At 72.2% G+C, this 19,503-nt stretch carries 20 protein-coding genes and 1 riboswitch; of the genes, 7 read left to right on the top strand and 13 right to left on the bottom strand.

Annotated features, from left to right (window positions below):
• Positions 1 to 4: 4 nt before the first annotated feature.
• The 6 genes from ACWCV9_RS10990 to ACWCV9_RS10965 form a co-directional block, all read right to left on the bottom strand.
• Complete coding sequence (locus tag ACWCV9_RS10990) at positions 5 to 907, bottom strand: SCO2102 family sporulation regulator (protein ID WP_450785589.1); 903 nt, start codon at positions 905 to 907, stop codon at positions 5 to 7.
• 56 nt (positions 908 to 963) lie between these two features.
• On the bottom strand, positions 964 to 1,887 hold the full coding sequence (gene metF / locus ACWCV9_RS10985) for a methylenetetrahydrofolate reductase [NAD(P)H] (RefSeq protein WP_450785587.1): 924 nt from the start codon (positions 1,885 to 1,887) through the stop codon (positions 964 to 966).
• Positions 1,888 to 2,029: 142 nt separating this feature from the next.
• Positions 2,030 to 2,677, bottom strand: a complete 648-nt coding sequence (gene thiE / locus ACWCV9_RS10980; protein ID WP_450785585.1) for a thiamine phosphate synthase — start codon at positions 2,675 to 2,677, stop codon at positions 2,030 to 2,032.
• 91 nt (positions 2,678 to 2,768) lie between these two features.
• The gene (locus ACWCV9_RS10975; protein ID WP_027758504.1) at positions 2,769 to 3,134 is read right to left on the bottom strand and encodes an Rv2175c family DNA-binding protein; all 366 of its coding nucleotides are present in this window, start codon (positions 3,132 to 3,134) and stop codon (positions 2,769 to 2,771) included.
• Between the two features lie 85 nt (positions 3,135 to 3,219).
• On the bottom strand, positions 3,220 to 4,452 hold the full coding sequence (locus tag ACWCV9_RS10970) for an NAD(P)/FAD-dependent oxidoreductase (RefSeq protein WP_450785584.1): 1,233 nt from the start codon (positions 4,450 to 4,452) through the stop codon (positions 3,220 to 3,222).
• A 47-nt stretch (positions 4,453 to 4,499) separates the two neighbouring features.
• Positions 4,500 to 4,850, bottom strand: coding sequence for a hypothetical protein (locus tag ACWCV9_RS10965; RefSeq protein WP_450785582.1), 351 nt, complete (start codon positions 4,848 to 4,850; stop codon positions 4,500 to 4,502).
• A gap of 52 nt (positions 4,851 to 4,902) precedes the next feature.
• Positions 4,903 to 5,014: riboswitch (TPP riboswitch) on the top strand.
• On the opposite strand from ACWCV9_RS10965, the gene thiO reads away from it, so the two are divergent.
• From thiO to ACWCV9_RS10940, 5 genes are all read left to right on the top strand, one after another.
• Positions 5,012 to 6,172: a glycine oxidase ThiO gene (thiO, locus tag ACWCV9_RS10960; protein WP_450785581.1), complete on the top strand. Its 1,161-nt coding sequence runs from the start codon at positions 5,012 to 5,014 to the stop codon at positions 6,170 to 6,172. Its footprint overlaps the riboswitch before it by 3 nt.
• Positions 6,169 to 6,369: a sulfur carrier protein ThiS gene (thiS, locus tag ACWCV9_RS10955; RefSeq protein ID WP_385843984.1), complete on the top strand. Its 201-nt coding sequence runs from the start codon at positions 6,169 to 6,171 to the stop codon at positions 6,367 to 6,369. The genes thiO and thiS overlap by 4 nt, the downstream gene beginning before the upstream one ends.
• A gap of 3 nt (positions 6,370 to 6,372) precedes the next feature.
• Complete coding sequence (locus ACWCV9_RS10950) at positions 6,373 to 7,167, top strand: thiazole synthase (RefSeq protein ID WP_450785580.1); 795 nt, start codon at positions 6,373 to 6,375, stop codon at positions 7,165 to 7,167.
• Positions 7,168 to 7,393: 226 nt separating this feature from the next.
• Positions 7,394 to 9,325: a Stk1 family PASTA domain-containing Ser/Thr kinase gene (gene pknB, locus ACWCV9_RS10945; protein WP_450785578.1), complete on the top strand. Its 1,932-nt coding sequence runs from the start codon at positions 7,394 to 7,396 to the stop codon at positions 9,323 to 9,325.
• Positions 9,326 to 9,382: 57 nt separating this feature from the next.
• Positions 9,383 to 10,264: a deoxyribonuclease IV gene (locus ACWCV9_RS10940; RefSeq protein WP_450785577.1), complete on the top strand. Its 882-nt coding sequence runs from the start codon at positions 9,383 to 9,385 to the stop codon at positions 10,262 to 10,264.
• A gap of 18 nt (positions 10,265 to 10,282) precedes the next feature.
• On the opposite strand, the gene ACWCV9_RS10935 is transcribed toward ACWCV9_RS10940, so the two are convergent.
• Positions 10,283 to 10,915, bottom strand: a complete 633-nt coding sequence (locus ACWCV9_RS10935) for a sulfite oxidase-like oxidoreductase (RefSeq protein ID WP_450785575.1) — start codon at positions 10,913 to 10,915, stop codon at positions 10,283 to 10,285.
• A gap of 176 nt (positions 10,916 to 11,091) precedes the next feature.
• On the opposite strand from ACWCV9_RS10935, the gene bfr reads away from it, so the two are divergent.
• The gene (bfr, locus tag ACWCV9_RS10930; RefSeq protein WP_385843992.1) at positions 11,092 to 11,571 is read left to right on the top strand and encodes a bacterioferritin; all 480 of its coding nucleotides are present in this window, start codon (positions 11,092 to 11,094) and stop codon (positions 11,569 to 11,571) included.
• Positions 11,572 to 11,586: 15 nt separating this feature from the next.
• On the opposite strand, the gene ACWCV9_RS10925 is transcribed toward bfr, so the two are convergent.
• Both ACWCV9_RS10925 and ACWCV9_RS10920 read right to left on the bottom strand, forming a co-directional pair.
• Positions 11,587 to 11,811, bottom strand: coding sequence for a (2Fe-2S)-binding protein (locus ACWCV9_RS10925; protein ID WP_385843993.1), 225 nt, complete (start codon positions 11,809 to 11,811; stop codon positions 11,587 to 11,589).
• A gap of 140 nt (positions 11,812 to 11,951) precedes the next feature.
• Positions 11,952 to 13,271 carry a class II 3-deoxy-7-phosphoheptulonate synthase gene (locus ACWCV9_RS10920; protein WP_385844108.1) on the bottom strand — a complete coding sequence of 440 codons (1,320 nt, stop codon included), beginning with the start codon at positions 13,269 to 13,271 and terminating at the stop codon, positions 11,952 to 11,954.
• Positions 13,272 to 13,609: 338 nt separating this feature from the next.
• Between ACWCV9_RS10920 and ACWCV9_RS10915 the strand changes: the two genes are divergently transcribed.
• A complete protein-coding gene (locus ACWCV9_RS10915; protein WP_450785573.1) occupies positions 13,610 to 15,475 on the top strand; it encodes an anthranilate synthase family protein in 1,866 nt (621 codons plus the stop codon).
• A 65-nt stretch (positions 15,476 to 15,540) separates the two neighbouring features.
• Here the strand turns inward: ACWCV9_RS10915 and ACWCV9_RS10910 are convergent, their stop codons facing one another.
• The 4 genes from ACWCV9_RS10910 to ACWCV9_RS10895 form a co-directional block, all read right to left on the bottom strand.
• Positions 15,541 to 16,569 (bottom strand): 6-phosphofructokinase, encoded by a 1,029-nt coding sequence (locus tag ACWCV9_RS10910; RefSeq protein ID WP_450785572.1) that lies wholly within the window; start codon positions 16,567 to 16,569, stop codon positions 15,541 to 15,543.
• Positions 16,570 to 16,693: 124 nt separating this feature from the next.
• On the bottom strand, positions 16,694 to 17,377 hold the full coding sequence (locus ACWCV9_RS10905) for a response regulator (protein WP_385843997.1): 684 nt from the start codon (positions 17,375 to 17,377) through the stop codon (positions 16,694 to 16,696).
• A complete protein-coding gene (gene macS / locus ACWCV9_RS10900; RefSeq protein ID WP_450785570.1) occupies positions 17,374 to 18,591 on the bottom strand; it encodes a MacS family sensor histidine kinase in 1,218 nt (405 codons plus the stop codon). Before macS ends, ACWCV9_RS10905 begins: the two co-directional genes overlap by 4 nt.
• A gap of 34 nt (positions 18,592 to 18,625) precedes the next feature.
• Positions 18,626 to 19,348 carry a lysophospholipid acyltransferase family protein gene (locus tag ACWCV9_RS10895; RefSeq protein ID WP_385844109.1) on the bottom strand — a complete coding sequence of 241 codons (723 nt, stop codon included), beginning with the start codon at positions 19,346 to 19,348 and terminating at the stop codon, positions 18,626 to 18,628.
• Positions 19,349 to 19,503 lie beyond the last annotated feature (155 nt).

Below are 19,503 nucleotides of genomic sequence, written 5' to 3'. Positions count from 1 at the left end.
GGCCTCAGAAGCGGTAGTGCTCGCCGTACTCGGCGCCCGGCTGCGGCTGGCCGTGGTACGGGTACGGCTGCTCCTGCGGGAGTTCGCCGCCGTGGGTCTCGTCGGTGCGCTGCTGCGGCACCCACACCCCGCCGGGCGGGGTCTCGGAGTAGCCGCCGCCCGCGTACGGGTCCTGGGCGTAGCCCTGCTGCTGGTAGCCGGTGTCGTAGGCGCCGCCGCCGTAGGACTGGCTGCCGATGTACGGGTCGGAGTAGTTGGCGTAGCCCTGCTGGCCGCCGGAGTCGTAGCCGTACCCCTGGGTGCCGTAGGCCGAGTAGTCGTAGGCGTACGCCTGCTGCTCGCCGGCCTGGGGCTGGGTGGGGTTCGAGTAGGCGGTGTCGCTGTAGACGCCGTAGTTGCCGGTGTCCTCGGGCAGCGGCTGCGGCTCGTAGACGGCGGTGGTCTCGGCGGCGGTGGCGGCGAGCGGCTGGGCGGGGGTGAAGACGTCGTCGCGGTCGTAGTCCTCGTAGCCCCCCTGCGGGGTGCCGTAGGCGTCCTCGTCCGGGCCCGGCTCGTCGGCGGCGGGCTCCGGTCCGGTGCCCGCCACGGGTGCCACCTGCCGGTCCGCCCTGCCGCGGCGGCGCTTGCTGCTGCCGCCGCCGGACTCCGCCTCGGGCCGCTTGACCGCCCAGCCGGCCGCGAAGCCGCGGCGGAACGACAGCGTGACATAGGTCTGGCCGACCGCGAAGGCGATCGCGCCGAGCCCGATCACGATGACGGACGGGATGAGCACACCCAGCACGACACCGAGGAAGCCGGCGAAGGCGAGCAGCCGCCAGCGCAGCCGCGCCTTGTACTGGAGCAGCACCTCGCCCAGCAACCACAGTGCGACGACGCCGAACGCGATGTAGAGGACCGTCCAGCCCATGTACGCCCCTCTCCCAGTGGCCGTTCCGCAGTGTGTCGTACGGCGGTGTGGCCGGTCTAGGCCTGCGGAGGGTGGTGCAGGCCCAGGTTCTCGTAGATTTCCAGGGTCGCCGTGGAGTTGTTGAGCGTGATGAAGTGCAGTCCGGGCACTCCCTCGGCCAGCAGCCGTGCGCAGAACTCCGTGGCGAACTCGATACCGATGGAGCGTACCGCCGCCGGATCGTCCTTCGCTGTGAGGATCCGCTCTTTCAGGGCATCCGGGAAGTGCGCGTTGCTCAGTTTTGGCAACCGTTCCAGCATCTTCACGCTGGTCACCGGCAGGATCTCCGGGATGACCGGGGTGTCGCAGCCGGCGTCCGCCACCCGGTCGCGCAGCCGCAGGTACGACTCCGGCTGGAAGAACATCTGGGTGATGGCGTAGTCGGCACCCGCGCGGCACTTGTCCACGAAGTGGGCGACGTCGGTGTCCCAGTCGGCGGAGCGCGGGTGCATCTCCGGGAACGCGGCGACGCCCACGCAGAAGTCGCCCGACTCCTTGATGAGCCGGACGAGTTCGGCCGCGTAGGTCAGGCCCTGGGGATGCGCGATCCACTCGCCCATGGGGTCGCCGGGCGGGTCGCCGCGCACGGCGAGCATGTTGCGGATGCCGGCGTCCGCGTACTGGCCGATGATGTTGCGCAGCTCGGCGATGGAGTGGTCGACCGCGGTGAGGTGGGCGACCGGGGTGAGCGTGGTGTCCGCGACGATCTGCTGGGTCTCCTTGACCGTGCCCGCGCGGGTGGAGCCGCCGGCACCGTAGGTCACGGAGACGAAGTCGGGAGCGACCGCCTCGACCCGCCGGAGCGCGCTCCACAGGTTCCGCTCGCCCTTGGGGGTCTTCGGCGCAGAGAACTCGAACGAGTACGTCGTCTTGCCGGTGGCCAGGATGTCGCGGATCGTGCGGGCGCGATCAGTCCTGGTGGATGCGGTTCCGAGGGCCATACGGGCAGGTTAGCCAGGGGTGGGCGGTCACCCAACCGGATCTCGCAAATTTGCCTGATTTGCCGTCCTTCTGTCCACCCCTTGGACAGAATTCCGGACACATTTCCGGACAGCCGTCCCGCGGACACCCCTCGGATGCCCCTCAGAGCTGGCGCAGCCGCTTGGCGAACTCCGCCGCGGCGGCACCCGGGTCGTCGGCCTCGGTGATCGCGCGGACCACGACCACCCGGCGGGCGCCGGCGTCCAGCACCTGGTCCAGGTTGCCGAGGTCGATGCCGCCGATGGCGAACCAGGGGCGGTCGGTGCCGAGGCCGGACGTGTAGCGGACCAGGTCCAGGCCGGGCGCGTGCCGGCCGGGCTTGGTCGGGGTGGGCCAGCAGGGGCCGGTGCAGAAGTAGTCCACACCGTCCTGGACGGCGGCCGCGGCGGCCTCGGACTCGGCATGCGTGGAGCGGCCGATCAGGACCCCGTCGCCGAGGATGGCACGGGCCGCGGGGACCGGCAGGTCGCCCTGGCCGAGGTGCAGCACGTCGGCGCGGGCCGCATGGGCGACGTCCGCGCGGTCGTTGACCGCCAGCAGCTTGCCGTGCCGGGCGCAGGCCTCGGCGAAGACCTCCAGATGGGCCAGCTCCTCGGCGGCCTCCATGCCCTTGTCGCGCAGCTGCACGATGTCGACACCGCCGGCCAGGACCGCGTCCAGGAACTCGGCGAGGTCGCCCTGGCGCCGGCGGGCGTCGGTGCAGAGGTACACGCGGGCGTCGGCGAGTGCGGCGCGGGCGGTGTCGGACATGGCGGGTCCCCCCGGTGGTCGGTGTCCCTGGCGGCGTGGCGGGTGGCGTACGGGCCCGGGGCCCGTACGCCACCTCCTGATGCGGCTCGGCTCAGACGGCGAGCGCCTGGGCCCGGCGCTTCACCTCCGTGCCGCGATTCTCGCTCAGGGCCTGCGCGGGGGTGCCGGGCAGGGTCGGGTCGGGGGTGAAGAGCCACTCGATCATCTCTTCCACCGTGAAGCCGTCGTCCCGCAGGAGCGTCAGGGTCCCGGACAGGCCCTTGACGACCTTGTCCCCGTCGATGAAGGCGGCGGGGACGTGCAGTGCGCGGTTCTCTCCACGTCGTACGGCGATGAGCTGGCCCTCCTTGACCAGCTGCCGCACCCGGGTCACCTCGACGTCGAGCATCTCGGCGATGTCGGGCAGGGTGAGCCAGGCGGGGACGAGAGCATCGATCTTTGCGTCAATCTCGGTCACGTGGACAAGGGTAGGCGCTTTGCGGCGGGCGCCGCGATCGGTCGCCGTCCGGGTGCGCCGCCGCCGTGGCCCCGTGCGCCGCAGATCAGCCGGCCGTGGCGTCCTTCAGGGGCCTGGCCGGGTCGGCCAGGGCGACCGGGTCCATGCGCCGGCCCGCCTCGATCAGCCGGCGGCCCTGGGCCAGGTCCCGCGGCCGGCCCACGGCCAGCAGCGCCACCAGGCGGTCCCCGCTCAGCCAGCAGGCGGTCCAGGCGGGCCCGGCCGCATCGCCCCGCCACACCAGGCGGTCGGCCGTCGCGTGGTGCCCGGCGTACTGCACGAAGCGGCCGAACTGCTCGGACCAGAAGTACGGCACCGGGTCGTAGGCCTGCGGTGCGTCGCCGACGATGTTCGCGGCGACCGTGCGCGGGCCCTGGAGCGCGTTGTCCCAGTGGTGGACGAGCAGCCGGACGCCGTAGCGGGCCGAGGGGAAGGAGGCGCAGTCGCCGACGGCGTACACGTCCGGCACCGAGGTGCGCAGGTGGTCGTCGGTGCGGACCTCGCCGTGCGCGCCCAGCTCGACACCGGAGCCGGCCAGCCAGCCGGTGGCCGGGCGGGCGCCGATGCCGACGACGACCGCGCCCGCGGGCAGCCGGGTGCCGTCGTCGAGCACCACCGCGCCGGGCTCGACGCGCGCCACGCGCGCGTGGGTGCGCAGTTCGGCGCCCGCGTCGGCGTACCAGGCGGCCATGGGGGCGGCGACCTCGGCGGGCAGCGCACCGGCCAGCGGCCGGTCGGCGGCCTCCACGACGGTCACCGCGCAGCCGGCCTCCCGGGCGGCCGTCGCGAACTCCGCGCCGATCCAGCCGGCGCCGACGACCACGATGTCGTGCTGCCGGGCGAGCACCGGCCGCAGCCGTTCGGCGTCGTCCAGGGTGCGCAGCAGATGCACCCCGGGCACCCCCTCGGTGCCGGGCAGGGTGACCGGTTCGGCACCGGTGGCCAGCACGAGGACGTCGTACGGCACCGGGCCGGCCTCGGTGTCCAGCTCGTGCGCGTCCGGGCGCAGGCCGAGCACCTCGCAGCCGAGCCGCAGCCGGACGCCGAGCGACTCGAAGTCCACGTCGAAGGCGGAGTCCTCGGCCTTGCCGAGCAGCACGGCCTTGGACAGCGGGGGCCGGTCGTACGGCTGGTGGGGTTCGGCGCCGATGACGGTCACCTCGCCGCGGAACCCCTGCTCGCGCAGGGCGACCGCGGTCTGCACCCCGGCCATGCCCGCGCCGACGACGACCACCCGCCGGGCCTGCCCGAGGCCCTCGTGCGCTGTCTGCTCGCTCACCCGATCACCACTCACCCGATCACCATAGACAACTGACGGATTGTCAGTCAGGGGGCCGGCTCGGTGATCTCTTCCACAACGCTGGTCCCGGAGCCCGGCGCGGACTCCCACTCCCAGGTCTCCTCCAGGCGCAGCCGCCCGTCGGGCAGTTCGACGACCGTGGAGACGCAGTGCCCGGAGGCGGTCGTCCCGTCGGTCCTCAGCTGCACGTACCGGAAGTCCAGCCGGTCGCCCTCGCGGGTGCCGACCAGATGGCCGCGGACCACGTCCCCGCCCGCGTACTCGGCCCAGATCTCGCCGTCCTTCTCGTGGTACGAGAAGCGGGTACGGGTACCCACCTGACCTGCGGCTTGATCGGCCACGGGGGCGAGGGTCAGTCCATCCAGCGAGCGGGGCACGGCCAGGGGCTCCTTACGGGTGGTGAGCGGGGCGGGCTAGGGTGGCCACCGTACAAGCACTCGCGGGAGCCCGGACGTACCGGGCTGAGAGGGAGGCTGGCGGCCTCCGACCGTACGAACCTGATCCGGGTCATTCCGGCGAAGGGAGGGGCTGGACGCCCATGTCGTCACGTACGTCCGACGTCCTCGTCATCGGGGGCGGAATCATCGGCCTGGTCACGGCCTGGCGCGCGGCGCAGCGCGGGCTCGGCACGGCCGTGGTGGACCCCGAGCCCGGTGGCGGGGCCGCGCAGGTCGCGGCCGGGATGCTGGCCGCGGTCACGGAACTGCACTACGGCGAGGAGACGCTGCTCGCCCTCAACCTGGAGTCCGCGCGCCGCTACCCCGGCTTCGCGGCCGAGCTGACCGAGCTGACCGGCCAGGACCTCGGCTACCGCCGCTGTGGCACGCTCGCCGTCGCCCTGGACGCCGACGACCGCGCCCACCTGCGCGAACTGCACCTGCTCCAGCAGCGCTCGGGGCTGGAGTCGCAGTGGCTGTCGGGCCGGGAGTGCCGCCGTCTGGAGCCGATGCTGGCCCCCGGGGTGCGCGGCGGGCTGCGCGTCGACGGCGACCACCAGATCGATCCGCGGCGGCTGGCCGCGGCGCTGGTGACCGCGTGCGAGCGGACCGGTGTGGTCTTCCACCGCGCCTGGGCCGAGCGGCTGGACGTGGCCCGGGACCGGGCCGCCGGGGTCACCACGACGGACGGCACCGAGCTGCGTGCCGAGCAGGTGGTACTCGCGGCGGGCAGCCTGAGCGGGCGGCTCGCGGGGGTGCCGGACGCGCTGCTGCCGCCGGTGCGGCCGGTCAAGGGGCAGGTGCTGCGGCTGACCGTGCCGCAGCGGTACGCGCCGTTCCTGAGCCGGACCGTGCGGGCCGTGGTCCGCGGCAGCCAGGTGTATCTGGTGCCGCGGGAGAACGGCGAACTGGTCGTCGGCGCGACCAGCGAGGAGCTGGGCTGGGACACCACGGTCACCGCGGGCGGGGTGTACGAGCTGCTGCGCGACGCCCATGAGCTGGTGCCCGGGATCACCGAGCTGCCGCTCACCGAGACCCGCGCGGGACTGCGCCCCGGCTCCCCCGACAACGCGCCGCTGCTCGGCCCGTCCGGTCTCGCCGGGCTGCTGCTGGCCACCGGGCACTACCGCAACGGTGTCCTGCTCACCCCGGTCACCGGGGATCTGATGGGGCAGCTGCTGGCCGGTGGTGAACTGCCTCAGGAGGCCCGCCCGTTCACCCCGCAGCGCTTCGGCGCCGTCCTCGTGGAGCAGCCCGCATGATCATCTCCGTCAACGGGGAGCCGCAGGAGATCGTTCCCGGTACGGCTCTCGACACCGTCGTGAAGATGCTGACCCCGGCGCCCTCCGGAGTGGCCGCCGCCCTCAACGAGACCGTCGTCCCGCGCAGCCGGTGGGCGGACACGGCGCTCGCCGAGGGAGACCGGGTCGAGGTTCTCACCGCCGTCCAGGGAGGCTGAGCCATGGCCGACGATCCGCTGGTCCTCGGGGACATCACCCTCTCCTCCCGCCTGATCATGGGTACCGGCGGGGCCCCCAGCCTGGAGGCGCTGGAGCGGGCGCTGATCGCCTCCGGCACGGAGCTGACGACGGTCGCGATGCGCCGGGTGGACCCCTCGGTGCACGGCTCGGTGCTGTCGGTGCTGGAGAAGCTCGGGATCCGGGTGCTGCCGAACACGGCGGGCTGCTTCACCGCCGGGGAGGCCGTGCTGACCGCTCGGCTGGCCCGGGAGGCGCTGGGTACGGACCTGGTCAAGCTGGAGGTCATCGCCGACGAGCGGACGCTGCTGCCGGATCCGGTGGAGCTGCTGGAGGCGGCGGAGACGCTGGTGGACGACGGGTTCACGGTGCTGCCGTACACCAATGACGATCCTGTGCTCGCGCGGAAGCTGGAGGACGTGGGCTGTGCCGCGGTCATGCCGCTGGGGTCGCCGATCGGGTCCGGGCTCGGCATCCGCAATCCGCACAACTTCCAGCTGATCGTGGAGCAGGCGCGGGTGCCGGTGATTCTGGACGCGGGGGCGGGTACGGCGTCCGACGTGGCGTTGGCCATGGAGCTGGGGTGTGCGGGGGTGATGCTGGCGTCGGCGGTGACGCGGGCGCAGGAGCCGGAGCTGATGGCTGCCGCCATGAAGCAGGGGGTGGAGGCGGGGCGGTTGGCTCGGCTGGCCGGGCGGATTCCGCGCAGGCACTTCGCGGAGGCGTCGTCTCCTACGGCGGGAATGGCCCACCTCGACCCCGAGCGGCCGGCGTTCTGATCCGGTTCTCCCACCCGCGCACCACCCGTTACTGCCAACTGGAGGGTTGGACTCTCCTGTGGGGCGGCCTCGCCGTCGGCGGGTGCGGGTGGGTGGGGGAAGTCTGCCGGTTCTGGGGGGCGGGACTTTCCTGGGGGGCGGGCTCGCTGGGGGTGGGTGTTACAGGTCGGGTTCGGTCCGGGGTGGGCGGGGTGGGGGGGTCTGGGGGCCTCGTAGACTCGCGTGCGTGGATACGACCCTTCAGGACCCTCTCGTCGGGCAGGTGCTCGACGGCCGGTATCGCGTCGACGCACGGATCGCGGCCGGCGGGATGGCCACCGTCTACCGGGCCCTGGACACCCGCCTGGACCGGGTCCTCGCGCTGAAGGTGATGCACCCGACGCTCGCGGCCGACGGGTCCTTCGTGGAGCGGTTCATCCGGGAGGCGAAGTCCGTCGCCCGGCTGGACCACCCGAACGTGGTGCAGGTCTTCGACCAGGGCACCGACGGGTCGTATGTGTATCTGGCGATGGAGTACATCGCCGGCTGCACCCTGCGCGACGTGCTGCGCGAGCGCGGCGCCGTACGCCCCCGGGCCGCGCTGGACATCCTCGAACCGATGCTCGCCGCGCTCGGCGCCGCCCACCGGGCCGGTTTCGTGCACCGGGACATGAAGCCCGAGAACGTGCTGATAGGGGACGACGGCCGGGTCAAGGTTGCCGACTTCGGACTCGTACGGTCCGTGGACACGGTGACCAGCACGACGGGTTCCGTGCTCGGCACCGTCTCGTATCTCGCGCCCGAGCAGATCGAGCAGGGCACCGCGGACCCCCGCGTCGACGTGTACGCGTGCGGGGTCATGTTCTACGAGATGCTGACGGGTGCCAAGCCGCACTCCGGGGACTCCCCCGCGCAGGTGCTCTACCAGCACATCCACGAGGACGTGCCGCCGCCGTCGGCGCTGGTGCCGGGGCTGCCGTACGCGCTGGACGAGCTGGTCGCCGTGGCGACCGCGCGCGTCCCGGACGACCGGCCGGCGGACGCCGTGGCGCTGCTCGCCCGGGTGCGTCAGGCGCGGCAGGGACTGAGCGACGAGCAGCTGGACGCGGTGCCGCCGCAGGCGCGGTCCGCGGAGCACGACAACGCCGAGGACCGGACGAGCGTGATCCCGCGCTCGCTCACCGTGCCTCGGCCGCTGCCGGTGAACGAGGAGGCGGACGAGGCGCCCGTCGAGCGGACGACCCGGTTCAGCGGGCCGCCCGTGCCGCCCGGTCCCACCGCCCCGCCGCGGCGCTCCCGGCGGCTGATGGTCACCGTCGTCGCCGCGGTGCTGCTGGTGTTCGGCGTGGGCGCCGGGGTCTGGTACATCAACTCCGGCCAGTTCACCAAGGTCCCGCCGCTGCTGGCGAAGACCGAGGCGCAGGCACGGGAGCGGCTCCAGGCGGCCGGGCTGCGCGTCGGGCAGGTCAGGAAGGCGTACAGCGACACGGTCCAGCGGGGCACGGTCATCACCACCGACCCGGCGCCGGGCGCCCGCGTCCGGGACCACGACCGGGTGACGCTGACGGTGTCCCTCGGTCCGGAGACGGTCAACGTGCCGGATGTGACGGGCCGGCCGCTGGCCAAGGCGCGGGCCATGCTGAAGGCGGACGGGCTGGAACCGGGCATGGTCACCCAGCAGTTCAGCGAGGACGTCCCCAAGGGCTCGGTCGTCTCCACGGCCCCCGGGCCGGGCACCAAGCGGCACGCGGGCTCGGCGATCGCGCTGACCGTGAGCAAGGGCAGCCCGATCGACGTGCCGGACGTCACCGGTGAGGACCTGGACAGCGCCCGGCAGGATCTGACGGACGCCGGTCTGAAGGTGAAGATCGCCCCCGAGCAGGTCAATTCGGAGTACGACAAGGGCAAGGTGGCCCGGCAGAGCCCGGGCGACGGCAGCCGGGCCGCCGAGGGCGACACGGTGACGCTGACGCTGTCCAAGGGCCCGGAGATGGTCGAGGTCCCGGACGTGGTGGGCGACAGCGTGGACGACGCGAAGAAGGCGCTCCAGGACGCCGGCTTCCAGGTGGAGGAGGACCGCGGGCTCCTCGGGATCTTCGGCGACACCGTGCAGAAGCAGTCGGTGGCCGGCGGCGACAAGGCGCCCAAGGGATCGACCGTCACGATCACCATCCGGTGACGGGGGTCACCGGCGGCCGCGGTCCGGACGGCGGGGCGGGCATGACACCCTGAACGGGTGAGTCCCGACCCGTCCTCCTCCCTGCCCCGCAACCCCGTCGGCGGTCATGTGCCCGTGGCCGGCGGCCTGCACTCGGTGGGGCTGTCGTACGCCCGCGAGCTGGGGGCGGAGACCGTGCAGGTCTTCGTCGCCAATCCGCGCGGCTGGGCGACGCCCGCCGGGAACCCCCGGCAGGACGAGGCGTTCCGCGCGGCGTGCGCCGAGGAGTCGGTCCCGGCGTATGTGCACGCCCCCTATCTGATCAACTTCGGCTCGCACACCGAGGCGACCGTGGAGCGCTCGGTGGAGTCGCTGCGGCACTCGCTGCGGCGCGGCCGGGAGATCGGTGCGCTCGGTGTGGTGGTGCACACGGGAAGCGCGACCGGCGGGCGGGAGCGGGAGGTCGCGCTGAAGCAGGTGCGCACGCATCTGCTGCCGCTGCTGGACGAGCTGACCCACGACGACGACCCCTTCCTGCTGCTGGAGTCGACCGCGGGCCAGGGGTCCTCGCTGTGCTCCCGCACCTGGGACTTCGGGCCGTACTTCGAGGCGCTGGACGCCCATCCGAAGCTGGGCGTCTGCCTGGACACCTGCCATGTCTTCGCCGCGGGACACGACCTGACCGGGCCGGACGGGATGCACCGGACGCTGGACCTGCTGGTGGACACGGTGGGCGAGGGCCGGCTGAAGCTGATCCACGCCAACGACTCCAAGGACGTGGTCGGCGCGCACAAGGACCGGCACGCCAACATCGGCGCCGGTCACATCGGCGAGGACCCGTTCCGGGCGCTGATGACCCATCCCGCGACGGCGGGCGTGCCGCTGATCATCGAGACGCCCGGCGGCAAGGAGGGGCACGCGGCGGACGTGGAGCGCCTGAAGAAGCTCAGGGACGGCTGAGCCGCCGGGCGGCCGGGGTCACAGCTCCGGCCCCTCCCCCGGTTCCTCCTGGTAGGAGTAGCGCTGTTCCTTCCAGGGGTCGCCGATGTTGTGGTAGCCGCGTTCCTCCCAGAAGCCGCGCCGGTCGGCGGTCATGTACTCCACGCCGCGGACCCATTTGGGGCCCTTCCAGGCGTACAGGTGGGGCACGATCAGCCGGACCGGGAAGCCGTGCTCGGCGGTGAGCAGCTCGCCGTCCTTGTGGGTGGCGAAGATCGTGCGGTCGGAGAGGAAGTCGGTCAGGCGCAGGTTGGAGCTGAAGCCGTACTCGGCCCAGACCATCACATGGGTGACGTCGGGGGCCGGCGGTGCGAGGTCCACGACGGCGTGGGCGGGGATCCCGCCCCACTCCGCGCCGAGCATGCTGAACTTGGTCACGCAGTGCAGATCGGCCACCACGGTGGTGTACGGCAGGGCCGTGAACTCCTCGTGGGTCCAGGTGCGCTTGTCGCCGTCGGCGGTAGCGCCGAACACCCGGAACTCCCAGCGCTCGGGCCGGAACTTCGGCACCGGTCCGTAGTGCGTGACCGGCCAGCCGCGCTGGAGCCGCTGACCCGGCGGAAGCTCGGACCCTGTCGTCGCTCCAGACTCTCGCTCCACCGGATGCCCCATGTATCCATCCTGACAGACCTTGGGCGGTGCCCTTGACCACCGCCACCGGAACCGGACAACTGCCATCAACTCAGCATGTACTTACTAAGTACGCACTTACTGGACGATCTTCCTTGCCGGTGCAATCATGCCGCCGCACACCCTCCCCGTTACCCCGTGTGGAAGGAGCCGCTGCGATGCAGGGCGACCCCGAGGTCATCGAGTTCCTCAACGAGCAGCTCACCGGCGAGCTGACCGCGATCAACCAGTACTTCCTGCACGCGAAGATGCAGGAGAACTTCGGCTGGACGAAGCTCGCCAAGTACACGCGGCACGAGTCGTTCGACGAGATGAAGCACGCCGAGGTGCTCACCGACCGGATCCTGTTCCTGGAGGGGTTGCCCAACTACCAGCGGCTGTTCCATGTGCGGGTGGGGCAGACGGTCCGGGAGATGTTCGAGGCCGACCGGCAGATCGAGGTGGAGGCGATCGACCGGCTGCGGCGCGGGATCAAGGTGATGCGCGAGAAGGGCGACATCACGTCCGCGAACATCTTCGAGGACATCCTCGCCGACGAGGAGCACCACATCGACTACCTCGACACCCAGCTGGAGCTGGTGGACAAGCTCGGCGAGGCGCTGTACATCGCCCAGCTGATCGAGCAGCCGGAGAGCTAGGCCGGAGAGCAGCGGCTAGGCCGCCTCGGGCAGCTCGGTGAGCACCGGCCGGCCCTGGTCGGCCAGCTCCCGGCGGGGGCAGGCGCCACGGCCGAGGATGGCCTGGATCCGGCGGACGCACGAGCCGCAGTCGGTGCCCGCCTTGCAGGCCGAGGCGATCTGGCGCGGGGTGCAGGCGCCGTCCTCCGCGTGCTGCATGACCTGGGCTTCGGTGATGCCGAAGCAGCTACAGACGTACACGCGGTTCACCTCCCGACGGGATCGCTGTATGGACTGCCATCCCGCTTTTCCGGTGAGGCAAACCTAACCTTACCTATGTCCCTGGGTCCGCGAAAGGGGAAGGGGCACGGATCCGGTGTGATCCGCGCCCCTTCGGATGCTCACTGGTCCCGGTACATCTCCGCGACCAGGAACGCCAGGTCCAGCGACTGGCTGCGGTTGAGCCGCGGGTCGCAGGCCGTCTCGTAGCGCTGGTGCAGGTCGTCGACGAAGATCTCGTCGCCGCCGCCCACGCACTCGGTGACGTCGTCGCCGGTCAGCTCCACATGGATGCCGCCCGGGTGGGTGCCGAGCGCCTTGTGGACCTCGAAGAAGCCCTTGACCTCGTCCAGCACGTCGTCGAAGCGGCGGGTCTTGTGCCCGGAGGCCGCCTCGAAGGTGTTGCCGTGCATCGGGTCGGTCACCCAGGCCACCGTCGCACCGGACGCCGTGACCTTCTCGACCAGCTCGGGGAGCCGGTCGCGGATCTTGTCGGCGCCCATCCGGACGATGAAGGTGAGCCGGCCCGGCTCCCGCTCGGGGTCGAGGCGGTCGATGTACTGGAGCGCCTCCTCGGCCGTGGTGGACGGGCCGAGCTTGATGCCGATCGGGTTGCTGATCCGGGACGCGAACTCGATGTGCGCGTGGTCCATCTGCCGGGTGCGCTCGCCGATCCACACCATGTGCGCGGAGACGTCGTACAGCTTGCCGGTGCGGGAGTCGACCCGGGTCAGGGCGGACTCGTAGTCGAGCAGCAGCGCCTCGTGCGAGGAGAAGAACTCGACGGTCTTGAACTCCTCCGGGTCGGTGCCGCAGGCCCGCATGAAGTTCAGCGCGTTGTCGATCTCGCGCGCGAGCTGCTCGTAGCGCTGGCCCGACGGCGAGGTCTTCACGAAGTCCTGGTTCCAGGCGTGCACCTGGCGCAGGTCGGCGTAACCGCCGGTGGTGAAGGCACGCACCAGGTTCAGCGTGGACGCCGAGGCGTGGTACATGCGCTTCAGCCGCTCCGGGTCCGGGATGCGGCTGGCCTCGGTGAAGTCGAAGCCGTTGACGGAGTCGCCCCGGTACACCGGGAGCGTCACGCCGTCACGGGTCTCGGTCGGCTTGGAGCGGGGCTTGGAGTACTGGCCCGCGATCCGGCCGACCTTCACCACGGGCACGGAGGCCGCGTAGGTCAGGACGGCGCCCATCTGGAGCAGCGTCTTGAGCTTGTTGCGGATGTGGTCGGCCGACACGGCGTCGAAGGCCTCGGCGCAGTCGCCGCCCTGGAGAAGGAACGCCTCTCCCTTGGCGACGGCCGCCATCCGGGCGCGCAGCTGGTCGCACTCGCCTGCGAAGACGAGCGGCGGAAAGCTCTCCAGTTCGCTGACGACCTTACGCAGAGCTCCCTGGTCCGGATACTCCGGCTGCTGGGCCGCGGGGAGGTGTCGCCAGGTGTTCATGTCCAGGATGGAGGCGTTTGCGTTCACGCCCCCAGACTACGGGCTGCGTGCGCGGTGTCAGTCCCACGCCCAAACTGTGGGACGCCGGGTCCCGGGACCCGGCGCCCGACCCCGGCGTAGTGGACACGGGCGCGCCCCGGCCCTAGGGTTTCCGGCATGTTCGCGCTTTCGACCCAGCACCGCGCTGGCCGGAACTGGTGGTGGACCGCTTCTCCGGCGGCCCGCTGACTGCGCGTACCCACGACTTCGCGAAGGCCGCCCGAGGGGCGGCCTTCGGTGTTTTCCGGGTCGTTCCTCTCCGTCGGCAGACCGCGCCGGAAGACCGAGAAGGATGACCCGTGAACCTCCAGGACCTGCTGTCCGACCCCCGCCCCTTCGCCCTGCTGCGCCGCCGCACCCCGGGCCACGACGAGCACACCGTGGAGGTGCTGATCGGCCCGGTCCGCACCTACGGCCGGCTCGCCGACCTGCCCGACGAGGGCCTCGCCCTGGTGCCGTTCCGGCAGATCCGCGAGCGCGGTTTCGACGTACGGGACGACGGGACGCCGCTGGCGGTGCTCAGCCCCGAGGAGACGCACACGCTGCCGCTCGCCGAGGCGCTGGACCAGCTGCCCGGCCATGAGGTCCGGGTGCGCGACGGCGGCTTCGACGTCGACGACGAGGAGTACGCCGGGATCGTCGGCCGGGTGCTGCGCGAGGAGATCGGCCGGGGCGAGGGCGCGAACTTCGTGATCCGGCGGACGTACCGGGGCGAGATCCCCGGCTTCTCCCGCGCGGACGCCCTCGCCCTGTTCCGGCGGCTGCTGGCGGGCGAGCGGGGCGCGTACTGGACGTTCGTCGTGCACACGGGCGAGCGGACGCTGGTCGGGGCCAGCCCGGAGGTGCATGTGCGGATGTCCGGCGGCACGGTCGTGATGAACCCGATCAGCGGGACCTACCGCTATCCGGCGGCGGGGCCGACGCCGGAGCACCTGCTCTCCTTCCTCGCCGACGGCAAGGAGATCGAGGAGCTGTCGATGGTCGTCGACGAGGAGCTGAAGATGATGTGCACCGTCGGCGACCGGGGCGGGGTCGTCGTCGGGCCGCGGCTGAAGGAGATGGCACACCTCGCGCACACCGAGTACGAGCTGCGCGGGAGGTCCTCGATGGATGTGCGGGAGGTGCTGCGGGAGACGATGTTCGCGGCGACCGTGACCGGGTCGCCGGTGCAGAACGCGTGCCGGGTGATCGAGCGGCACGAGAGCGGCGGGCGTGGTTACTACGCCGGTGCGCTGGCGCTGCTCGGCCGGGACTCCGGGGGCGCGCAGACCCTGGACTCCCCCATTCTGATCCGCACCGCCGACATCGACGCGGCGGGCGGGCTGCGGGTCGCGGTGGGCGCGACGCTGGTGCGCGGTTCGGACCCGGCGGGCGAGGTCGCCGAGACCCATGCCAAGGCGGCGGGTGTGCTCGCGGCCCTGGGGGTACGGCCGTCCCGGGCGGCCGCGGAGCGGGAGCGGCCCCGGCTGGCCGACGACCCGCGGGTGCGGGCGGCGCTCGACGGGCGCCGGGCCTCGCTGGCGCCGTTCTGGCTGCGGATGCAGGAGCAGAGCCGGGAGCTGGCCGGTCACGCGCTGGTCGTGGACGGCGAGGACACGTTCACCGCGATGCTCGCCCATGTGCTGCGTTCCACCGGTCTGGAGGTGACCGTGCGGCGCTACGACGAGCCGGGGCTGCGGGCGGCGGTGCTCGCGCACGAGGGTCCGGTGGTGCTCGGTCCGGGCCCGGGCGACCCCGCCGATCCGGCCGATCCGAAGATGCGCTTCCTGCGCGGTCTGGCCGCCGCGGTGATCCGGGAGCATCCGCACGGTGTGCTGGGGGTGTGTCTGGGTCATGAGCTGATCGCGGCCGAGCTGGGGCTGGAGCTGGTCCGCAAGGAGGTGCCGTACCAGGGCGCGCAGACGGTGATCGACCTGTTCGGGCGGCCGGAGACGGTCGGTTTCTACAACAGTTTCGTGGCCCGCTGCGACGAGGAGGCGGCCGGTGAGCTGGCGGCGCACGGCATCGAGGTGAGCCGCGCGGAGAACGGTGAGGTGCACGCCCTGCGCGGCCCCGGTTTCGCGTCGGTCCAGTTCCATCCCGAGTCGGTGCTCACGCTGAACGGGGCGGCGGTGGTGCGGGAGCTGATCGGCCGGCTGCGCGGTGCCGGCACGTCAGTGTCCTGACCGGCCGGCTGTGAGCGGTGCGGTGTCCTGGTCGGGGAGCCCGGCCGGGACACCGCACCTCGTGGTCAGCCGAAGAAGACGCCGACCTCCTCGTACAGTGCGGGGTCGACCGTCTTCAGCCGGGCGGTGGCCTCGGCGAGCGGGACGCGGACGATGTCGGTGGCGCGCAGCGCGACCATCGTGCCGAAGTCGCCGTCGTGGACGCAGTCGATGGCGTGCAGCCCGAAGCGGGTGGCGAGCCAGCGGTCGAAGGCGCTCGGGGTGCCGCCGCGCTGGACGTGCCCGAGGACCGTCGTCCGGGCCTCCTTGCCGGTGCGCCGTTCGATCTCCTTGGCCAGCCACTCGCCGACCCCGGACAGCCGGACGTGCCCGAAGGAGTCCCGCGAGGTGTCCTTGAGGACCATCTCGCCGTCCCGGGGCATGGCGCCCTCGGCGACGACCACGATCGGCGCGTAGGAGGCCCGGAAGCGGGAGGTGACCCAGGCGCAGACCTGGTCGACGTCGAAGCGGTGCTCGGGGATGAGGATGGCGTTGGCACCGCCGGCCAGGCCCGCGTGCAGGGCGATCCAGCCGGTGTGCCGGCCCATCACCTCCACCACGAGGACCCGCATATGGGACTCGGCGGTGGTGTGCAGCCGGTCGATGGCCTCGGTGGCGATGGAGACGGCGGTGTCGAAGCCGAAGGTGTAGTCGGTGGCCGACAGGTCGTTGTCTATCGTCTTGGGCACGCCGACGCAGGGCACCCCGTACTCCTCGGACAGTCGCGCGGCCACGCCGAGGGTGTCCTCGCCGCCGATCGCGACGAGGGCCCGGACGTCCTGCTTGGCCAGGTTGTCCTTGATGCGGCGGACGCCGTTCTCGGCGGTGAGCGGGTTGGTCCGCGAGGAGCCGAGGATGGTGCCGCCGCGGGGCAGGATGCCGCGGACCGCCGGGATGTCCAGGCGGACGGCGTCGTTCTCCAGGGGGCCGCGCCAGCCGTCCCGGAAGCCGACGAATTCATAGCCGTAACTCTGCACGCCCTTGCGCACGATGGCCCGGATGACGGCGTTGAGCCCGGGGCAGTCGCCGCCTCCGGTGAGTACTCCGACCCGCATGGACATGTCCCTTCGCCGCGGTGGTGTGACGCACTGTCACGCTAATGGTGAGTTGCGTCACATCGGGAGAGGCGGGAAGGGTGTTTCCGGCGCGTGCCGGTGACCGAGCCGGGGCGAACACGCCCTATGCGTCGTCGAGTCCGCGCTCTATCGCGTACCGCACCAGCTCGACGCGGTTGTGCAGCTGGAGCTTGCCGAGGGTGTTCTGCACATGGTTCTGGACGGTGCGGTGGGAGATGACGAGGCGTTCGGCGATCTGCTTGTAGCTCAGGCCCTTGGCGACCAGCCGCAGCACCTCGGTCTCCCGGTCCGTCAGCCGGGGCGCGCCGGGCTCCTCGGTGTCCGGGGCGGGGGCGGGTTCGGCGGCCAGGCGGCGGTACTCGCCGAGGACCAGTCCCGCGAGGCCCGGAGTGAACACCGGGTCGCCCACGGCGGTACGGCGCACGGCGTCGAGGAGTTCCTCGGTGGACGCCGACTTCACCAGGTAGCCGGTCGCGCCGGACTTCACCGCCTCCAGCACGTCCGCGTGCTCACCGCTGGCCGACAGCACGAGGACGCGCAACGCCGGGTTGTGGGCGACGAGTTCCTTGCACACCTGGACGCCCGGCTTGGCGGGCAGGTTGAGGTCCAGCACCAGGACGTCGGGGGCGGCGGCCTTGGCGCGGCGGACCGCCTGCTCGCCGTCGCCGGCGGTGGCGACCACCGCGAAGCCGGCCTCGCCGAGGTCCCGGGCGACCGCGTCCCGCCACATGGGGTGGTCGTCCACCACCATGACCCTGATCGGGTCCTGTTCCTGCTGCTCGCTCATCGACGCCCCGCCTTCGTGCTCTTCGGTACCTTCAGTTCGACCTCCGTGCCCTGCCCGGGGACGGAGATCAGCTCGGCGCTGCCGCCGAGGTCGCGCAGCCGCCCGCGGATCGACTGGGCCACCCCGAGCCGGCCCTCGCCCTCGGCCTGGGCGAGCCGGCCCTCGGGGATGCCGGGGCCGTCGTCCCGGACGGTGACGACGATCTCGTCCGGCCAGTCCTCGACCAGGATCCAGGCCCGGGCGTCCGGGCCCGCGTGCCGGCGCACGTTGTCCAGCGCGGCCCCCACCGCGGCGGCCAGCTCCCGGGCCGCGGCGGCGGCCAGCTCGACCGGTGCGCCGGGTTCGGCCAGGCTGACCCGGGCGCCCGCGTGCGGGGCGAGCAGGGTCCGCAGGTCGACCGGGCCGTCGTGGCCGTCGTCCGCGGGCTCCTCCACGAGCCGTACGACGGCCCCGGCCAGGGCGTCCTCCGACACCCGGGACACCGGCAGCAGGCCGCCGGAGACCAGGGTGCGCAGGGCCACCTCCTGCTCCCCGGCGAGCCGCCCCAGCTCGGCCGCCTCGCCGCCCAGGGCGGCGCCCCGGCGCTTCACCATGGCCAGCACCTGGAGCACGCTGTCGTGGATGTCGCGGGCCAGCCGCTCGCGTTCCCGGGTCGCCGCCTCGATCTCCAGGGCGCGGGCGAGGGTGCGCTCGGAGGCGCGGGCGACCTCGACGACGTAGCCGATGGCGATGGAGGCGACCCAGACCAGGACCACGTTGTGCACGGTGTCCCGGGCGGGGCTGCCGCGCTCGACCAGGTTGACCGCGGCGACGGCGGTGGAGGCGACGGCCGCCCAGCGCCAGCCGCCCTTGACGGCGAAGGCCAGCACCGAGCCGGCGGTCCATATCGACGGCAGGGTGGGGCCGCCGCCCGCGATCCGCTCGTGGTTGTCGGCGAGCGGGGTGAGCAGGATGCCGGTGAGGGCGACGGTCAGGTCGGCGGCCAGGAAGCCCTTGGTGCAGCCGGCCGCGTTCCGGACCCGGGGCAGGGTGGCGAGGGTCCACACCACCAGGACGGCGTAGTAGCCGACGGCGACCCAGGGGCGGACGAAGTGGGAGTACGCGGTGGCGCACAGGCCGATGGCGTAGAGCATGGTGAGCACGCGGTAGCCGGCGAGCGCGCGCCACAGCGGCAGCTCGACCGACATCCTCATGACCCGCTCGCGCTTCGCCACGCCCCCGTGCCCCCGTCGCCCCCCGTCGCCCGTGCTAGGCCTCGGTCTTCTTCTCCGCTTCCTTGGCCGCCTTCGCCGCCTCCGCGATCTGCCGTTTGGCGGCGGTCGCGTAGATGTCGACGTACTCCTGGCCGGAGAGCTTCATGATCTCGTACATGACCTCGTCGGTCACCGCGCGCAGCACGAACCGGTCGTGCTCCATGCCCTGGTAGCGGCTGAAGTCCAGCGGCTTGCCGATCCGGATGCCGGGCCGCATCAGCTTCGGTACGACCTTGCCGGGCGGCTGGATCTTCTCCGTGTCGATCATCGCGACGGGGATGACCGGGGCGCCGGTGGCGAGGGCCACGCGCGCGAGGCCGCCGGGCTTGCCCCGGTAGAGCCGGCCGTCGGGCGACCGGGTGCCCTCCGGGTAGATGCCGAACAGCTCGCCGCGGCGCAGCACCTCTATGCCGCTCTTGATCGCGGCCTCGCCGGCGCCGCGCGCCCCGGAGCGGTCCACCGGCAGCTGGCCGACGCCCTTGAAGAAGGCGGCGGTCAGGCGGCCCTTCACTCCGGGGGTGGTGAAGTACTCGGCCTTGGCGATGAAGGTGACCTTGCGGTCCAGCACGGCCGGCAGGAAGAACGAGTCCGAGAAGGACAGGTGGTTGCTGGCCAGGATGGCGGGGCCTTCGGCCGGAATGTTCTCCAGGCCCTCCACCCAGGGCCGGAAGGCGACCTTCAGCGGCCCTCCGATGGCGACCTTCATCGTGCCGTACAACACCCGCGCTCCTCCTGGTTTCGTCGAACAGACCTTAACCCGGAGAAGCGGCGAAGGAGCCGACGACCCTGGTCGGTGTCAGTGCGGTCGCGTACGGTGAACCACATCCGCGAGTTCTTCACGTCTCCGCCGGCCGCCGACGGGGGCCTTGCCCA

This window comes from Streptomyces sp. NPDC001606 (assembly GCF_053596835.1).
The sequence above is the reverse complement of the archived record's forward strand: the minus strand, read 5'-3'. Positions and strand labels throughout refer to the sequence as shown.

Coding starts and splice junctions, on each gene's coding strand:
- ACWCV9_RS10990 (WP_450785589.1), bottom strand. CDS start 907: ATGGGCTGGACGGTCCTCTACATCGCGTTCGGCGTCGTCGCACTGTGG.
- metF (WP_450785587.1), bottom strand. CDS start 1,887: ATGGCCCTCGGAACCGCATCCACCAGGACTGATCGCGCCCGCACGATC.
- thiE (WP_450785585.1), bottom strand. CDS start 2,677: ATGTCCGACACCGCCCGCGCCGCACTCGCCGACGCCCGCGTGTACCTC.
- thiO (WP_450785581.1), top strand. CDS start 5,012: ATGTCGTCACGTACGTCCGACGTCCTCGTCATCGGGGGCGGAATCATC.
- thiS (WP_385843984.1), top strand. CDS start 6,169: ATGATCATCTCCGTCAACGGGGAGCCGCAGGAGATCGTTCCCGGTACG.
- ACWCV9_RS10950 (WP_450785580.1), top strand. CDS start 6,373: ATGGCCGACGATCCGCTGGTCCTCGGGGACATCACCCTCTCCTCCCGC.
- ACWCV9_RS10935 (WP_450785575.1), bottom strand. CDS start 10,915: ATGGGGCATCCGGTGGAGCGAGAGTCTGGAGCGACGACAGGGTCCGAG.
- bfr (WP_385843992.1), top strand. CDS start 11,092: ATGCAGGGCGACCCCGAGGTCATCGAGTTCCTCAACGAGCAGCTCACC.
- ACWCV9_RS10920 (WP_385844108.1), bottom strand. CDS start 13,271: ATGAACACCTGGCGACACCTCCCCGCGGCCCAGCAGCCGGAGTATCCG.
- ACWCV9_RS10910 (WP_450785572.1), bottom strand. CDS start 16,569: ATGCGGGTCGGAGTACTCACCGGAGGCGGCGACTGCCCCGGGCTCAAC.
- ACWCV9_RS10905 (WP_385843997.1), bottom strand. CDS start 17,377: ATGAGCGAGCAGCAGGAACAGGACCCGATCAGGGTCATGGTGGTGGAC.